This is a genomic window from Streptomyces sp. NPDC020731, from assembly GCF_044334705.1.
In the GTDB taxonomy this organism is placed as follows: domain Bacteria; phylum Actinomycetota; class Actinomycetes; order Streptomycetales; family Streptomycetaceae; genus Streptomyces.
This window is the reverse complement of sequence record NZ_JBIRTN010000013.1, coordinates 67,413-82,906: the sequence shown is the minus strand read 5'-3', so window position 1 is coordinate 82,906 and position 15,494 is coordinate 67,413. Positions and strand designations below refer to the sequence as shown.

The window sequence follows — 15,494 nt, the reverse complement described above, 5'->3', positions numbered from 1 at the left end:
GGGGGAAAACCCGGCCCCCCCCCCCCGCGGGGGCCCCCCCCGGGTCCGGGGCCCCCCCCCCCCCCCCCCGCCCGGGGGGGGGGGCGCCCCCCCCCGCCCCCCCCCGCCCCCCCCCCCCGGCGCCTTCGCGTTGGCCCGGCGACCGGTCCGACGGCACGGAGAGCGAAACCCTTCCCGGTTCCCCCGCACCGGAACCGCACACCCCCGCCGTTCCCTCCGTACTGTGACGTGTGGCACGATGCTGGCCACCCCCCACCGGCACAGTCCTCACAGGAGAAACTCCTAGTGCAGCCTTCCGCCGTTCCGGAGCTCGCCCACACGCACACCCGGCCCATCCACTGGGTCGCCACCGCCACGGCTCTCGCCGGTGTCGTGGCCCTCTCCCCGCTCCTGGGGCCCGACGCCGCCACCGCGGCCCCGACGCCCGGACCGCACACGAAGAGCGCCCCGGCGCACACCGCCCCGCCCGACCCCGCGGCCGCCGAGTTCCCCCTCGACTGCGGCCGGGCGAAGCTTGTGGTGAAGAAGAAGGCGTCCGGCGACCTCGACGGCGACGGCCGTCCGGAGACGGTGGCCGTGGTCCACTGCGACACCGCGATGGGCACCCCGCCCGACGGCGTGTACGTCCTCACCCGGGCCGTGGGCGGCACCGGACCGAGCGTGGTCGCCACCCTCGTCGACCCCGGGGACCGCACCAACGTCGACGACTTCGCCGTACGTGACGGCGAGGTCACCGCCGCCCTCTTCGGCTACTCCTCCGCGGACGTGCCCAGTTGCTGCCCCGATGTGCGCGAGAACGTGAAATGGCGGTGGGAGAACGGCGCGTTCGTGCGGTCCACCCCGTCCGGCGCCAGGAGTGTGTGACCCGCGCGCGGGCGTGCGGCGAGGCGCGCACCCCGGCGTGTGGGGAATCAGTCAGACGTGACGCGGCGTATCAAATCAATCACCCGGCGTCCGGCCCGTACACCTCGACGCTGTCCGAAACCCGGCGGACGTGGATGCACTCGCCCGGACACTCCTTCGCCGAGTCGACCACGTCCGTGAGGAGCGGCAGCGGCACGGGCGTGGTCGCCCCCTTGTCCTGCAACAACTCGTCCTGCGGGCTCTTCACATAGGCCAGACCGTCGATGTCCAGCTCGAACACCTCGGGCGCGTACTGGGCGCAGATGCCGTCGCCGGTACACAGGTCCTGGTCGATCCAGACCTCCAGGGCCTCGCCGTCGACTCCGGCCTCCTGCTGCACGCTCATCTCTCCTGCCGTTTCCTGCGTCGAACCGAACGGGAATCCGGCCAGCTCTGACGGGTGTTGAACACTTCGACCCTACCTTCGCCTGGGTTCCAATCATCTTCGGTGGGTATTCCCCTGGCGTGAGGGAGAGCGCAAGGGTGAAGATCGGACACACCCCGACCGTCTTTGTGATCTAGGGGTTTCAATCGACACCCGCCCAGGTAGGGTCTGGAAGCGTCCAGCTCCCCTTGGAGGAGGTGAGGACCGTGGCAGCCCACGACGACGACATGAACCGCGGCATCCGCCCAGGACGCGGGTCCGACGACCCGGCCGGGCAGATTGCCTACCTTGAGCAGGAGATCGCCGTCCTGCGACGCAAGCTCGCCGACTCTCCGCGACACACGAGGATTCTCGAAGAGCGGATCGTCGAGCTGCAGACCAACCTGGCCGGCGTGTCCGCCCAGAACGAACGACTCGCCGGTACGCTCCGTGAGGCCCGCGACCAGATCGTGGCCCTCAAGGAGGAGGTCGACCGGCTCGCACAGCCCCCGGCCGGCTTCGGGGTCTTCCTCACGGCGAACGAGGACGGCACGGCCGACATCTTCACCGGCGGCCGCAAACTGCGGGTGAACGTCAGCCCCGGCGTCGAGCTCGACGAGCTCCGGCGCGGCCAGGAAGTGATGCTCAACGAAGCGCTCAACGTGGTCGAGGCCATGGAGTTCGAGCGGGTCGGTGACATCGTCACACTCAAGGAGATCCTCGAGGACGGTGAGCGGGCCCTGGTGCTCGGGCACACCGACGAGGAGCGGGTGGTGCGGCTCGCCGAGCCGCTGCTGGACGTCACCATCCGCCCCGGCGACGCCCTGCTCATGGAGCCCCGCTCCGGATACGTCTACGAGGTCGTCCCCAAGAGCGAGGTCGAGGAACTCGTCCTCGAGGAAGTCCCCGACATCGGCTACGAGCAGATCGGCGGCCTCGGCAACCAGATCGAGGCCATCCGCGACGCGGTCGAGCTGCCCTACCTCTACCCGGACCTGTTCAGGGAGCACGAACTGCGGCCGCCCAAGGGTGTGCTGCTGTACGGGCCCCCCGGATGCGGGAAGACGCTCATCGCCAAGGCCGTCGCCAACTCGCTGGCCAAGAAGGTCGCCGAGGTCACCGGCCAGGCCGCGGGCAAGAGCTTCTTCCTCAACATCAAGGGCCCCGAGCTGCTGAACAAGTACGTCGGCGAGACCGAGCGGCAGATCCGCCTGGTCTTCCAGCGGGCCCGGGAGAAGGCCAGCGAGGGCACCCCCGTCATCGTCTTCTTCGACGAGATGGAGTCCCTCTTCCGCACCCGTGGCTCCGGCGTCAGCTCGGACGTGGAGAACACCATCGTCCCGCAGCTGCTCGCCGAGATCGACGGCGTGGAAGGCCTGCAGAACGTGGTCGTGATCGGCGCCTCCAACCGCGAGGACATGATCGATCCCGCCATCCTGCGGCCCGGCCGGCTGGACGTGAAGATCAAGATCGAGCGTCCGGACGCCGAGGCGGCCCAGGACATCTTCGGCAAGTACCTCACCGAACGCCTCCCGCTGCACGGCGACGACCTCACCGAGCACGGCAGCGACCGGTCCATGACGGTCCAGAGCATGATCCGGACCGCCGTGGAACAGATGTACGCCGAATCCGAGGAGAACCGCTTCCTGGAAGTCACCTACGCCAACGGCGACAAGGAAGTCCTCTATTTCAAGGACTTCAATTCCGGCGCCATGATCGAGAACATCGTGGGCCGCGCCAAGAAGATGGCGATCAAGGACTTCCTGGAGAAGAACCAGAAGGGCCTCCGCGTCTCCCACCTGCTCCAGGCCTGCGTGGACGAGTTCAAGGAGAACGAGGACCTGCCCAACACCACCAATCCGGACGACTGGGCCCGAATCTCCGGAAAGAAGGGCGAGCGGATCGTCTACATCCGTACGCTCATCACCGGAAAGCAGGGCGCGGACACCGGACGCTCCATCGACACGGTGGCGAATACCGGTCAGTACCTGTAAAAGCCAGGGCGGCTGCGGGTGTCCTCGACGGGTACCCGCAGCCGACTGCTTTTCGGGCCACGGCTGGAGCACAGCAATGACGCAAATGATCTCCCCACCAGCGCAAAGGCGTTCTAGGCTCTTCCGTACCGCCGAGTCGCGCAGTGCGGGGACGGGCACCGCACACGCACCGGAGCGCCGGCGGTACAGCAGCGCCCCCGACCGGGGACGCCGCCGGGCAAGGAGGGCCGCATGACCGTACGGCGAGTAATGGGCATCGAGACGGAGTACGGCATCTCCGTTCCCGGCCACCCCAACGCCAATGCCATGCTCACCTCGTCCCAGATCGTGAACGCCTACGCGGCGGCGATGCACCGGGCCCGCCGGGCCCGCTGGGACTTCGAGGAGGAGAACCCGCTGCGGGACGCGCGAGGCTTCGACCTCGCCCGTGAGGCCGCCGACGCCAGCCAGCTCACCGACGAGGACATCGGCCTGGCCAACGTCATCCTCACCAACGGCGCGCGGCTCTACGTGGACCACGCCCATCCGGAGTACAGCGCCCCCGAGGTCACCAACCCGCGCGACGCCGTGCTCTGGGACAAGGCCGGCGAGCGGATCATGGCCGAGGCGGCGGAACGGGCCGGCCAGCTTCCCGGCGCCCAGCCGATCCACCTGTACAAGAACAACACCGACAACAAGGGCGCGTCCTACGGCACGCACGAGAACTACCTGATGAAGCGGGAGACCCCCTTCTCGGACATCGTGCGCCACCTGACGCCGTTCTTCGTCTCCCGTCAGGTCTTCACCGGCGCCGGCCGCGTCGGCATCGGCCAGGACGGCCACGAGCACGGCTTCCAGCTCAGCCAGCGGGCGGACTACTTCGAGGTCGAGGTGGGCCTGGAGACGACGCTGAAGCGCCCGATCATCAATACCCGGGACGAGCCGCACGCCGACGCGGAGAAGTACCGGCGGCTGCATGTGATCATCGGCGACGCGAACCTGTCCGAGATCTCGACGTACCTGAAGCTGGGTACGACGGCGCTGGTCCTGTCCATGATCGAGGACGGGTTCATCGCGGTGGACCTGGCGGTCGACCAGCCGGTGCGCACCCTGCACCAGGTCTCGCACGATCCGACCCTGAAGCGGCTTGTCACGCTGCGCAGCGGTCGCACGCTGACCGCCGTACAGCTCCAGATGGAGTACTACGAGCTGTCCCGCAAGTACGTCGAGGAGCGGTTCGGGGCGGACGTCGACGAGCAGACCAAGGACGTCCTCGCGCGCTGGGAGGACACCCTCACCCGCCTGGAGAACGACCCGATGAGCCTGGCCGGCGAGCTGGACTGGGTCGCCAAGCGGGAGCTCATGGAGGGCTACCGGCGCAGGGACGGCCTGGACTGGGACGCCGCCCGACTGCATCTGGTGGACCTGCAGTACGCCGACGTACGGTCCGAGAAGGGCCTGTACAACCGTCTGGTGGCGCGGGGGCGGATGAAGCGGCTGCTGGACGAGGGAGAGGTCGAGCGGGCCCGTACGAAGCCTCCGGAGGACACCCGGGCGTACTTCCGCGGGCGCTGTCTGGAGCAGTACGCGGACGACGTCGCGGCGGCCTCCTGGGACTCGGTGATCTTCGATCTGCCGGGCCGGGACTCGCTGCAGAGGGTCCCAACCCTGGAACCGCTTCGCGGAACGCGTAATCACGTCAAGGAGCTCCTGGACCGCTGCCGCACGGCAGAAGACCTGGTCAGGGTGTTGTCGGGGAACTGAGCGGGTACCGGGGGTACCCGGGAAGGGCCGGCCGGGCAGGGTGGAAAACGCCGGGTCCGGGAATCATCGAGGTGGTCCCCGTACGTTGGAGCAACTGCGGGGGCATTGTCGGACCCGGCTTGTAGGGTCTGATCTTGACGGAGCAAGTGTGTCGGGCGAACCGAGCGGGGTGAGGGTGATGGCGACCAAGGACACCGGCGGCGGACAGCAGAAGGCCACCCGGTCCACGGAGGAGGTCGAGGAGCAGGCGGCGGAGACGCAGGCTTCGGAGGACCTCAAGGAGCGTCAGGAAAAGCTGAGCGACGACGTGGACGATGTCCTCGACGAGATCGACGACGTGCTCGAGGCCAACGCCGAGGACTTCGTTCGAAGCTTCGTGCAGAAGGGCGGCCAGTAGCCTTCGTATCGAAGGTCGTGGGGGCGTCCGGGGTGAGAGTCGAAGACGGCGCGGGGCGCTGTCCGTGGTGCGGGATGGGCCGGCCGCGGGCAGCGTTCGCGTTGCGGGAGCTGCCGGAAAGCCTCCGCCGTATATGTGGATCATTGCCGCAGGACGGGTAGGGTCCGTGGCGTACCGTGCTTCAACTGCAATTCGGCCATCGGCGAGTTGGGAGATGATCCCGACGCCGTTCGTCGGGCAGCCGCCTACCTGGAAGGAACTTCGTGGAAGCGAACACTCGTAGCACCGGGCGTCTGCCGGCCGCCTTCCTGACGCCCGGGTCCTCCTCCTTCATGGACTTCCTCTCCGAGCACCAGCCGGAACTGCTGCCGGGCAAGAGGTCGTTGCCGCCCGTGAAGGGTGTGATCGAGGCGCCGCACGGCACGACCATCGTGGCCGTCACGTTTCCCGGTGGGGTCGTGCTCGCCGGCGACCGGCGGGCCACCATGGGGAACGTCATCGCGCAGCGGGACATCGAGAAGGTGTTCCCGGCGGACGAGTACTCGGCGGTGGGGATCGCCGGTACGGCCGGGCTGGCCGTGGAGATGGTGAAGCTGTTCCAGCTGGAGCTGGAGCACTTCGAGAAGGTCGAGGGCGCGCAGCTGTCGCTGGAGGGCAAGGCGAACCGGCTGTCGACGATGATCCGGTCGAATCTGGGCATGGCGATGCAGGGCCTCGCCGTGGTTCCGCTGTTCGCGGGGTACGACGTGGACCGGGGGAAGGGGCGGATCTTCTCCTACGACGTCACGGGCGGGCGTTCGGAGGAGCAGGGGTACGCCGCGACCGGTTCCGGGTCGATCTTCGCGCGCGGTGCGATGAAGAAGCTGTTCCGGGGCGATCTGAGTGAGGCCGAGGCCACCACGCTGGTGGTGCAGGCGCTGTACGACGCGGCAGACGACGACTCGGCGACCGGTGGTCCCGACGTCGCCCGCAGGATCTACCCGATCGTCACCGTGATCACCGACGACGGCTTCCGCCGGCTCGCCGAGGACGAGTCCTCCGACATCGCCCGGTCGGTGCTGGAGCGGCGGCTGGAGCAGCCGGACGGTCCACGGGCCCCGCTGCTGTAGTCGCGGCGCGGGCGGTTCGGTTGTTTCCAGGGTGGTCCAGTGACTTCGACAGAAAGGGACGGATAACCGGTGTCGACGCCGTTCTATGTCTCACCCCAGCAGGCGATGGCGGACCGGGCGGAGTACGCCCGTAAGGGCATCGCCCGTGGTCGCAGCCTTGTTGTGCTGCAGTATGCCGACGGGATCGTGTTCGTCGGTGAGAACCCGTCCCGTGCGCTGCACAAGTTCAGCGAGATCTATGACCGGATCGGGTTCGCCGCGGCCGGTAAGTACAACGAGTACGAGAATCTGCGGATCGGGGGCGTGCGGTACGCCGATCTGCGGGGTTACACCTATGACCGGGACGATGTGACGGCCCGGGGTCTGGCGAACGTGTACGCGCAGACGCTGGGAACGATCTTCTCGAGTGCGGCGGAGAAGCCGTACGAGGTGGAGCTGGTGGTGGCCGAGGTCGGGGAGACCCCGGAGGGTGACCAGATCTACCGGTTGCCGCACGACGGGTCCATTGTGGACGAGCACGGCTCGGTGGCGGTGGGGGGCAACGCGGAGCAGATCAGCGGGTACCTGGATCAGCGGCACCGGGACGGGATGACGCTGGCGGAGGCGCTGGAGCTGGCGGTGCAGTCGCTGTCCCGCGACACCAACGGCAGTGAGCGGGAGATTCCCGCGGAGCGGCTGGAGGTGGCGGTGTTGGACCGTACGCGTCCGCAGAAGCGCAAGTTCAAGCGGATCGGGGGGCGTCAGCTGTCCCGTCTGCTGGAAGCCGGTGGCGCGGAAACGGCCTCCGAGGCGGAGGCCGAGCAGGACTCCGGCGGAGACGTCGAGTAGCGGCCTGCGGCGCCTGCGCGGTTTCGGTGGTGAGGGCCGGGGCGGCGCCCACGGTCGGTGGGCGGGTCGGGGCCGCGCCGATGGTGCCCGTCCTCGGACTGGCACGGAATCGGTGACTCGGAGGGGCGCGGACGCGCCGGCCGCTGCGGGCGGCCACCTCGGCCCCGTCCCCTCCACGCCGTAGGCGGCCACCCGCCGCCGCCTCCGCGAGCAACCGCTACCGCGGGCAGTCGTGCCGCAGGGCGGCACGGGTGGGCCGGGGGTACCCCCTCCGGGGGTACCCCCTCCGGGGGAGGGACCCCGTTGGCGCCGGGCTGCGCAACCTCCCCCGGTCCGCACCGACACGGGGCACCCGTGAGCGCCGGGCTGCGCGGATCCACCCCCGGCCGGCTGCAGGCCGTCAGCGCGGGGATCGTGCCGGGGCCGTGGAGCCTCGTACCACCAGCTCGACCTGGATGTCGCCCGCCGAGGGCGCGCGGCCCTCCAGGACCGCCAACAGCGCCTGCATCCCCCGCTCCCCGAACAGTTCCGCGTCCAGCCGGACCGTCGTCAGCTCCGGATCGATCGCCGTCGCCAGAGCCAGATCGTCCAGCCCGGTGACGGACAGCTCCTCCGGGATCCGCAGCCCCAGCCGCCGCGCCGCCTTGTACGTACCGGCGGCCAGCTGGTCGTCGTCACAGATCACGGCAGTCGGACGAGGCATCGGCGCCCCGGAGAGCGCGGCCTCGGCCGAGGCCTCCGCGCCCTTGATCGAGATGGGCGCCCGCGCCGTGCGCAACGAGGTCCCCGGAACCTCCCGCAGCCGCTCCGCCAGCTCCCGTGCGCGTACCTCGAAGGTCCAGGACGCCACATCCGCCGCCAGATGGAGGAAGTGGCGGTGGCCCAGCGCCAGGAGGTGGTCCGTGACCTGGCGGACACCGTCGGCGATGTCGAGGTTGACCGTGGCCGCGCCGACACTGCCTCCGGGGTCGCTGTCCAGCATCACCAGTGGCAGCTGGTCGCCGCGGATCGCGGTGAGGGCCTCCGCGGCCATGGAGGAGGCGATGACGCCGTCCAGGGCCGCCTGCGCGGACGCGAAGGGGTCGCGGGCGGGGCCGATGCCCTCGGGGGAGGGGTACAGGACCACGCCGAAGCCGTGCCGGGAGGCCACTCGGGCGGCCCCGGTGTAGACGCCGGCGAAGAACTCCGTGGTGAGCGCGGGGACGACCAGGAGGACCGTACGGGTGCGGCCCAGCCGGAGGTTGCGGGCGGCCAGGTTGGGACGGTAGCCCAGGGTGCGCGCGGCCTCGCGGACGCGTTCCGCCGTGGCCTCGGACACCCGGCCGCGCCACTTGTCGCCGAGGACCAGGGAGACCGCGGCCTGCGAGACGCCGGCGGCCTGGGCGACGTCCCGGCTCGTAGGGCGGGTGCCGGCTCGGGGCATCGTCGGACCGCTCCTTCGTCTGGACTGGTGAACAGCGGACATGGTACGTATGGAGGCCTTAGTTATACGTAAAACTTCCAGTGAAGGGGCCCGCATGGCCACGGGATACCTGGAGATCCTCCGGGCACGGCACGCCACCCGGCTGCTCGTGGGCACGCTCGTGGGACGGCTGCCCAACGCGACCGCCGCCATCGCGATCGTGCTGTTCGTGCGCGCGGAGGGCGGTACGTACAGCCTGGCCGGCGCCCTGGCGGCGGTGTACGGCGTCGCCAACGCGGTGGGGCAGCCGGTGCTGGGGCGGCTGGTGGATCTGCGCGGGCAGCCGCGGGTGCAGTTGCCGGCCGCCGTGCTGTCGGCGCTGGCGATGGCGCTGTTCGCCTTCGTGGGGACCGGGTCGCTCGCGGCCGCCTACGGCGCGGTGGCCGCGGCGGGCCTCTTCACTCCGCCCCTGGAGGGCGGGCTGCGTGCCCTGTGGTCCTCCGTGCTGCCCGAGGAGGACCACGTCCACCGGGCGTACGCCATGGATGCCGTGGCCCAGGAGGTCATGTTCACCGTCGGGCCGCTGCTGGTGACGGTGTGCGCCTCGTTGTGGTCGGCGCAGGCCGCGCTGCTCGTGCTGAACGTCATCGGTGTGCTGGGCGCCCTCTCCGTGGTCGTCTCGCCGCCCTCGCGCGCCTGGCGGTCGGCGCCGCGCGAGGCGCACTGGCTGGGCGCGCTGCGCTCGCCGGGGCTGCTCGCGCTGCTGGGTGCCTTCCTGTCCGTGGGGATGGCGCTGGGATCCATCACCGTGGCGTCCGTGACGTACGCGGACGAGCACGGCGGTGACCATGTGTACGGCTGGCTGATGGCGGGGATCGGGCTGGGTGCCCTGATCGGCGGTATGGCGTACGGGGCGCGGCAGTGGGCCGGTGAGCCCGCGCGGCGACTGCGGGTGCTGGTGGCCCTTCTGGCGGTGTGTTATCTGCCGCTGATGCTGATGCCGGGCGCGGTGGCCATGACGTTGCTCACCGTGGTCGCCGGTCTCTTCCTCGCCCCGGCCATCGCCTGCGCCTTCGTGCTGGTCGACCGGCACGCGCCGCGCGGCACGGTCACGGAGGCGTTCTCCTGGCTGGTGACCACCTTCACCGTCGGCGCGTCGGTCGGAACGGGCCTCACCGGCCCGGTCGTCGAGGCGGGCGGGGCACTGTGGGGATTCGCCGTGCCGGGGGTCGCGGGTGGGGTGTCGCTGCTGGTTTTGATCGCCACCGGACGGGTATTGGCAGTTCCCGCCGGGAGGGCGGTGGTCGCGGCCCGTTCGGAAAATGATCCAAATCGTGCCGTCGAACCTCGTTTCAGCTCGGGGGATCGGGCGTAATGTTCCCTCATGGACCGCCGCATTTTCGGGCTGGAGAACGAGTACGGCGTCACGTGCACGTTCAGGGGACAGCGCCGCCTGTCGCCTGACGAGGTGGCGCGGTACCTCTTCCGCCGTGTCGTGTCATGGGGCCGAAGCAGCAATGTCTTTCTGCGGAACGGCGCCCGCCTCTATCTCGACGTGGGGTCGCATCCGGAATACGCAACGCCGGAATGTGACAACGTGACCGAACTGGTCACCCACGACAAGGCCGGCGAGCGCATTCTCGAGGGACTCCTGGTGGACGCCGAACGACGCCTGCACGAGGAGGGAATCGCGGGCGACGTCTACCTCTTCAAGAACAACACCGACTCCGCCGGCAACTCCTACGGCTGCCACGAGAATTATCTGGTGACCCGGCACGGGGAGTTCTCGCGGCTCGCGGACATCCTCATTCCGTTCCTGGTGACCAGGCAGTTGCTGTGCGGCGCCGGCAAGGTGCTGCAGACGCCGCGCGGCGCCGTGTACTGCGTCAGCCAGCGGGCCGAGCACATCTGGGAGGGCGTCTCCTCGGCGACGACCCGCTCGAGGCCCATCATCAACACGCGCGACGAGCCGCACGCGGACGCCGAGCGCTACCGCCGGCTGCACGTCATCGTGGGCGACTCGAACATGTCCGAGACGACCATGCTGCTCAAGGTCGGCGCCACCGACCTGGTGCTGCGCATGATCGAGGCGGGCACCGTCATGCGTGACCTCACCCTGGAGAACCCGATCCGGGCGATCCGCGAGGTCAGCCACGACATCACCGGGCGCAGGAAGGTGCGTCTGGCCAGCGGCCGGGAGGCCTCCGCACTGGAGGTGCAGCGCGAGTACTACGAGAAGGCGGTGGACTTCTGCGAGCGGCGCGGCATCCGCACCGGCACCGTCGAGCAGGTGCTGGAGCTGTGGGGCCGTACGCTGGATTCGATCGAGGCCGAGGACCTCGACCGCATCGGCACCGAGATCGACTGGGTCATGAAGTACAAGCTCCTCGAGCGGTACCGGGCCAAGCACAACATGACGATGTCGCACCCGAGGGTCGCGCAGATAGACCTCGCCTACCACGACATCCACCGTCGGCGGGGTCTGTACTACCTGCTGGAGAAAAAGGGACAAGCGGCCCGGATCTGCAACGATTTGAAGATCTTCGAGGGCAAGTCCGTTCCGCCGCAGACCACTCGGGCCCGGCTGCGGGGCGACTTCATCCGACGGGCCCAGGAACAGCGCCGCGACTTCACCGTCGACTGGGTGCACCTCAAGCTCAACGACCAGGCCCAGCGCACGGTGTTGTGCAAGGACCCGTTCCGTTCGGTGGACGAGCGGGTGGAGAAGCTGATCGCCGGAATGTGAGAGACACGTTCCACCAGGGGATCCCAAAATTCCCGGAACGTCACACGGGCGCCGTACGTTACACCGTGCGGCGCCCTTCTCACGCCGTAGAGTTGCGCGGACGCCATCCACAAGATCGATGATTACGAGGCCCCCACCGTGCGCCGACGCTCACTTCTCATTGCCGTTCCCGCTGGACTGGCCACCCTCGCCGCGTGCGGCGACGACAAGTCCGACTCGGGCAAGGCCAGCGACAGCGCGTCACCCTCGGCGCCTCGGACGTCCGCGGCGCCGTCGCCGAAGATCGTCGACGGACCGCTGCCGGCGATCACGGCGGGCACGAAGTTCGGAGAGAAGCCGACGATCGCCAAGGGCAGCGGGGACCCCTCCAAGGACCTCGCGGTCAAGACGGTCATCGCGGGCGGCGGCAGGACGGTCGCGGAGAACGACTTCATCGTGGCCCACTACCTGGGCCAGGTGTGGAGCACCGCGAAGGTGTTCGACAACTCCTACGACCGCAAGAGCCCGCTGGCCATCCAGCTCGCCCAGGGCACCATCATCGACGGCTGGCGGTACGCGCTGACCGGCAAGAAGACCGGCAGCCGCGTCCAGATGGCCGTCCCGCCCACGTGGGGGTACGGCGAGCAGGGCAACGAGCAGGCGGGCATCAAGGGCACCGACACGCTGGTGTTCGTGGTCGACGTGCAGGACACGTTCAACGCCAAGAGCTCCGCCAAGGGCACCGAGGTGGCCCAGGACGACACAGACCTGCCCAAGGTCGGCACCAACACCGACGGCAAGGCCCCCTCCGTCGAGGTGCCCGACGCGGACGCCCCGAAGAAGCTCGTGTCGAGCTACGTCATCGAGGGCGACGGCGAGGAGGTCGGCGCCGAGAACAGCGTCCTCGTGCAGTACAAGGGCGTGCTGTGGGACGGCGGCAAGGAGTTCGACTCCACGTACGACCGGGGTCAGCTGACGTCGTTCTCGCTGCAGCAGGTCGTCAAGGGCTGGGCGCAGGGACTGACCGGCAAGAAGGTCGGCAGCCGGGTCCTCATCGTCATCCCGCCGGAGCTGGGCTACGGCGACAACCCGCCGCAGGACAGCGGCATCAAGAAGGACTCGACACTGGTCTTCTCGGTGGACATCCTCGCGAAGCTGTGACGCCGTGAGGATGTAAGACTGTGCGTGTTCGCCTTTCCGCAGACAAGCAGGAGCGTTAGACGTGAGCATCGACAAGCCCGAGATCGACTTCCCGGGCGGCGAGCCCCCGGCGGACCTCGAGATCAAGGACATCTGGGAGGGCGACGGCGAGGTGGCGCAGGCGGGCCAGACCGTCACCGTGCACTACGTCGGCGTGGCTTTCAGCACGGGCGAGGAGTTCGACGCCAGCTGGAACCGTGGCACCCCGTTCCGCTTCCCGCTGGGCGGCGGCCGGGTCATCAAGGGCTGGGACCAGGGCGTGCAGGGCATGAAGGTCGGCGGTCGCCGTCAGCTGACCATCCCCGCCCACCTCGCCTACGGCAACCAGAGCCCCACCCCGGCGATCAAGCCCGGTGAGACCCTGATCTTCGTGGTCGACCTGCTCGGCGTCTGATCCGACCGGAGTCGATCGTCCAGGGCCCATGCCTGTCCGGGCATGGGCCCTCGGCTTTTACCGCGCCACCTCGGAGCGGTACGGTCATCGCTCGTAAGCACCATAGGGAGGCGAAGCGGGTCGATGGCCATTGCCAAGGCCGAGCGGCTGATGAATCTGGCGCTGTGTCTGCTCGGGACGCGGCGACCGCTCAGCAAGCGCGAGCTGCGCGAGTCGATCGAGGCCTATCTCGAAGCGGGCTCGGACGACTCCTTCAACCGCATGTTCGAGCGCGACAAGGACGACCTGCGCGAACTCGGACTGGTCATCGAGACCGTGGAGAACCTCGACGGCGAGGTCGGCTATCTGGCCCGCCGTGACAGCAACCGGCTGCCGCCCATCACCCTCGACGCCGAGGAGGCCGCCGCCCTCGGGCTCGCCGCCAAGGTGTGGCAGCAGGCCCGGCTCGCCGGAGCGGCCAGCGGCGCCCTGCAGAAACTGCGCGCGGCCGGCCTCCCCGAGGACGTCGACCCGTACGGCGCCCATGGCGCGCTGGAGCCGCGCATCCCCGTGCACGAGGCCGCGTTCGAGCCGCTGATGCTGGCCTGCCGCGATCGCCGGCCGGTCGTCTTCGACTACCGCAAGGCCAGCGCGGCCCAGCCCGGACAGCGGCACGTCGAACCGTGGGCACTGGAGTGCTGGCGCGGCCACTGGTACCTGGCCGGCTGGGACCGCGACCGGGGCGCCGAGCGGGTCTTCCGGCTCTCCCGGATCACCGGGAAGGTGCGCTCGCGCAGCGGCCGGTTCACCGTCCCGGTTCCGGACGTCGTCACCGTGCGGGAGACCGTGGCGAGCTGGGCCGGGGAGAGTGCCGACCGCTCGGCGCGCATCCGGCTGCGCTCCGACGCCGGTTACCCCCTTCGGGCGAAGGCCACCGTGGTGCGGGAACTCGGCGACGGCTGGGACGAGTTGGAGATTCCGTACGGGCACGGCCTGGACGCCTGGCTGGTGGAGTTCGGACCCGACGTGGTGGTCCTGGCCCCCGCCGAGCTGCGGGCCGACGTGATGGACCGGCTGCGTGCCGTGGCCAAGGGCTGAGGGGGAGCGGACAAGAACGTGGCAGGCAAACCGGTCAGGCCCGTGAACGCCATCGACCAGACCCGGCGGATGCTGTCCCTGGTGACGTATCTGCGGGAGCGCCCCGGCGCCCGGATCGAGGACGTGGCGCGCGCCTTCGGCATCACCGAGGACGAGCTGGTCTCCGACCTCGATGTGCTGCCCATGTGCGGCACCAGCTTCCGCGGCGGCGATCTGCTGGACATCGACACCGACGGCGAGCGCATCTGGTGGCACAACCCGGCCGCCCTCGGCGCGGAGGCCGCCGAGCCGCTGCGGCTCGCCGCCGACGAGGCCACCGCGCTGCTGGTCGCCGCCCGTGCCGTGGCCACGCTGCCCGGGCTGCGCGAGGGCGACCGGCAGGCGCTGCTGCGGGCCACCGCGAAGGTGGAGACCGCGGCCGGTGAGACGGCCGGTGCCAGCTCCCGGCTCTCGGTGACCTTCGAGTCCGAGGGCGGCGTCTTCGCGGACGTCGACCGGGCCATCGCCGAGCGCCGCAGACTGTGGATCCGCTACTACTCGCCCGCGCGCGACGAGGTCACCGAGCGGGAGATCGACCCCATCCGTCTGGTCAGCGTCGGGCACACGTACGTCGAGGCCTGGTGCCGGCGCTCCGAGGCACGACGCACCTTCCGGCTCGACCGGGTCGCCGAGATCCGCATCCTCGACGAGCCGTCCGCGCCGCCCGAGGTCGAGCTGCGGGACCTGTCGGAAGGGCTGGTGCAGCCCGCGGCCGAGGACCCCGAGGTCGTGGTCGAGGTCGGACCGGGCGGGCGCTGGGTCGCCGAGTACTACCCGCACGACAGCGCGGACGAGCTTCCCGAGGGCGGGCTGCGTATCACCCTGCGCACGCCCGACCCGGCCTCGCTCAGACGGCTGGCCCTACGGCTCGGCCGCGACGGCCGCATCGTCGAGCCGCACGCGCTGGCCGACAGCGCCCGGCAGGCGGCCCGCGAGGCGCTCGCGGCGTACGACGGGGTCGAGGCGGCCGGACGACCGGGGCCGCACGGACAGGACGACAGGCAGGAGCGAGGGCTTTGAGCGAGTCGGTGACGTCCGGTGCGCGGACCATGACGGCGGCGTCCGCGTTCGCGGGGATGAGGAGCGTGGCCCCGGTGATGTTCCGGGCGGGCTGCCCGGACTGCCGGGAGCGCTTCGAGCTCACCGCGAGCGCGCTGCGCCTGGCCATCGGCGCCAGCAGCCGCACCACCTTCTACTCCTTCACCTGCCCCGAGTGCGGGGCGGCCGTCCGCAAGCCGGCGGGGGAGCGGATCGTGGAGCTGCTCACCGGCGGCGGGGTCCGGACGCTGCGGCTGCACTCGACCGTCTAGGCTCGCCCT

At 69.9% G+C, this 15,494-nt stretch carries 16 protein-coding genes; 14 read left to right on the top strand and 2 right to left on the bottom strand.

Features of this window, described 5'->3' with window-relative positions:
• Window positions 1-285: 285 nt before the first annotated feature.
• Window positions 286-864 (top strand): hypothetical protein, encoded by a 579-nt coding sequence (locus tag ACH4VX_RS21070; RefSeq protein WP_398369022.1) that lies wholly within the window; start codon window positions 286-288, stop codon window positions 862-864.
• A 79-nt stretch (window positions 865-943) separates the two neighbouring features.
• Here the strand turns inward: ACH4VX_RS21070 and ACH4VX_RS21065 are convergent, their stop codons facing one another.
• Entirely contained in the window at window positions 944-1,249 is a 306-nt protein-coding gene (locus ACH4VX_RS21065) for a ferredoxin (RefSeq protein ID WP_398369020.1), read from the bottom strand.
• Between the two features lie 245 nt (window positions 1,250-1,494).
• Between ACH4VX_RS21065 and arc the strand changes: the two genes are divergently transcribed.
• The 6 genes from arc to prcA all read left to right on the top strand — a co-directional run bounded on the left by arc (window position 1,495) and on the right by prcA (window position 7,338).
• The gene (gene arc, locus ACH4VX_RS21060; RefSeq protein ID WP_398369018.1) at window positions 1,495-3,261 is read left to right on the top strand and encodes a proteasome ATPase; all 1,767 of its coding nucleotides are present in this window, start codon (window positions 1,495-1,497) and stop codon (window positions 3,259-3,261) included.
• Between the two features lie 231 nt (window positions 3,262-3,492).
• Window positions 3,493-5,004: a depupylase/deamidase Dop gene (gene dop, locus ACH4VX_RS21055; protein WP_398369016.1), complete on the top strand. Its 1,512-nt coding sequence runs from the start codon at window positions 3,493-3,495 to the stop codon at window positions 5,002-5,004.
• Window positions 5,005-5,182: 178 nt separating this feature from the next.
• Window positions 5,183-5,401, top strand: a complete 219-nt coding sequence (locus ACH4VX_RS21050; protein ID WP_398369014.1) for a ubiquitin-like protein Pup — start codon at window positions 5,183-5,185, stop codon at window positions 5,399-5,401.
• A 135-nt stretch (window positions 5,402-5,536) separates the two neighbouring features.
• The gene (locus ACH4VX_RS21045; protein WP_398369013.1) at window positions 5,537-5,713 is read left to right on the top strand and encodes an endonuclease domain-containing protein; all 177 of its coding nucleotides are present in this window, start codon (window positions 5,537-5,539) and stop codon (window positions 5,711-5,713) included.
• Window positions 5,665-6,510 (top strand): proteasome subunit beta, encoded by an 846-nt coding sequence (gene prcB / locus ACH4VX_RS21040; protein ID WP_398369011.1) that lies wholly within the window; start codon window positions 5,665-5,667, stop codon window positions 6,508-6,510. Before ACH4VX_RS21045 ends, prcB begins: the two co-directional genes overlap by 49 nt.
• A 69-nt stretch (window positions 6,511-6,579) precedes the next feature.
• Window positions 6,580-7,338 (top strand): proteasome subunit alpha, encoded by a 759-nt coding sequence (gene prcA, locus ACH4VX_RS21035; protein WP_398369009.1) that lies wholly within the window; start codon window positions 6,580-6,582, stop codon window positions 7,336-7,338.
• 400 nt (window positions 7,339-7,738) lie between these two features.
• Here the strand turns inward: prcA and ACH4VX_RS21030 are convergent, their stop codons facing one another.
• A complete protein-coding gene (locus ACH4VX_RS21030; RefSeq protein ID WP_398369008.1) occupies window positions 7,739-8,761 on the bottom strand; it encodes a LacI family DNA-binding transcriptional regulator in 1,023 nt (340 codons plus the stop codon).
• Window positions 8,762-8,855: 94 nt separating this feature from the next.
• On the opposite strand from ACH4VX_RS21030, the gene ACH4VX_RS21025 reads away from it, so the two are divergent.
• The 7 genes from ACH4VX_RS21025 (at window position 8,856) to ACH4VX_RS20995 (ending at window position 15,485) form a co-directional block, all read left to right on the top strand.
• A complete protein-coding gene (locus tag ACH4VX_RS21025; protein WP_398369006.1) occupies window positions 8,856-10,115 on the top strand; it encodes an MFS transporter in 1,260 nt (419 codons plus the stop codon).
• Window positions 10,116-10,124: 9 nt separating this feature from the next.
• Window positions 10,125-11,486 carry a Pup--protein ligase gene (pafA, locus tag ACH4VX_RS21020; RefSeq protein ID WP_398369004.1) on the top strand — a complete coding sequence of 454 codons (1,362 nt, stop codon included), beginning with the start codon at window positions 10,125-10,127 and terminating at the stop codon, window positions 11,484-11,486.
• Between the two features lie 138 nt (window positions 11,487-11,624).
• On the top strand, window positions 11,625-12,626 hold the full coding sequence (locus ACH4VX_RS21015; RefSeq protein ID WP_398369003.1) for an FKBP-type peptidyl-prolyl cis-trans isomerase: 1,002 nt from the start codon (window positions 11,625-11,627) through the stop codon (window positions 12,624-12,626).
• A gap of 61 nt (window positions 12,627-12,687) precedes the next feature.
• A complete protein-coding gene (locus ACH4VX_RS21010) occupies window positions 12,688-13,059 on the top strand; it encodes an FKBP-type peptidyl-prolyl cis-trans isomerase (protein WP_030835713.1) in 372 nt (123 codons plus the stop codon).
• A 123-nt stretch (window positions 13,060-13,182) separates the two neighbouring features.
• Window positions 13,183-14,136: a helix-turn-helix transcriptional regulator gene (locus ACH4VX_RS21005; RefSeq protein WP_398369001.1), complete on the top strand. Its 954-nt coding sequence runs from the start codon at window positions 13,183-13,185 to the stop codon at window positions 14,134-14,136.
• An 18-nt stretch (window positions 14,137-14,154) separates the two neighbouring features.
• Window positions 14,155-15,195, top strand: coding sequence for a helix-turn-helix transcriptional regulator (locus tag ACH4VX_RS21000; RefSeq protein WP_398369000.1), 1,041 nt, complete (start codon window positions 14,155-14,157; stop codon window positions 15,193-15,195).
• Entirely contained in the window at window positions 15,192-15,485 is a 294-nt protein-coding gene (locus ACH4VX_RS20995) for a hypothetical protein (protein ID WP_398368998.1), read from the top strand. The genes ACH4VX_RS21000 and ACH4VX_RS20995 overlap by 4 nt, the downstream gene beginning before the upstream one ends.
• Window positions 15,486-15,494 lie beyond the last annotated feature (9 nt).

Coding starts and splice junctions, on each gene's coding strand:
- ACH4VX_RS21025 (WP_398369006.1), top strand. CDS start 8,856: ATGGCCACGGGATACCTGGAGATCCTCCGGGCACGGCACGCCACCCGG.
- ACH4VX_RS21065 (WP_398369020.1), bottom strand. CDS start 1,249: ATGAGCGTGCAGCAGGAGGCCGGAGTCGACGGCGAGGCCCTGGAGGTC.
- ACH4VX_RS21005 (WP_398369001.1), top strand. CDS start 13,183: ATGGCCATTGCCAAGGCCGAGCGGCTGATGAATCTGGCGCTGTGTCTG.
- dop (WP_398369016.1), top strand. CDS start 3,493: ATGACCGTACGGCGAGTAATGGGCATCGAGACGGAGTACGGCATCTCC.
- ACH4VX_RS21050 (WP_398369014.1), top strand. CDS start 5,183: ATGGCGACCAAGGACACCGGCGGCGGACAGCAGAAGGCCACCCGGTCC.
- pafA (WP_398369004.1), top strand. CDS start 10,125: ATGGACCGCCGCATTTTCGGGCTGGAGAACGAGTACGGCGTCACGTGC.
- ACH4VX_RS21030 (WP_398369008.1), bottom strand. CDS start 8,761: ATGCCCCGAGCCGGCACCCGCCCTACGAGCCGGGACGTCGCCCAGGCC.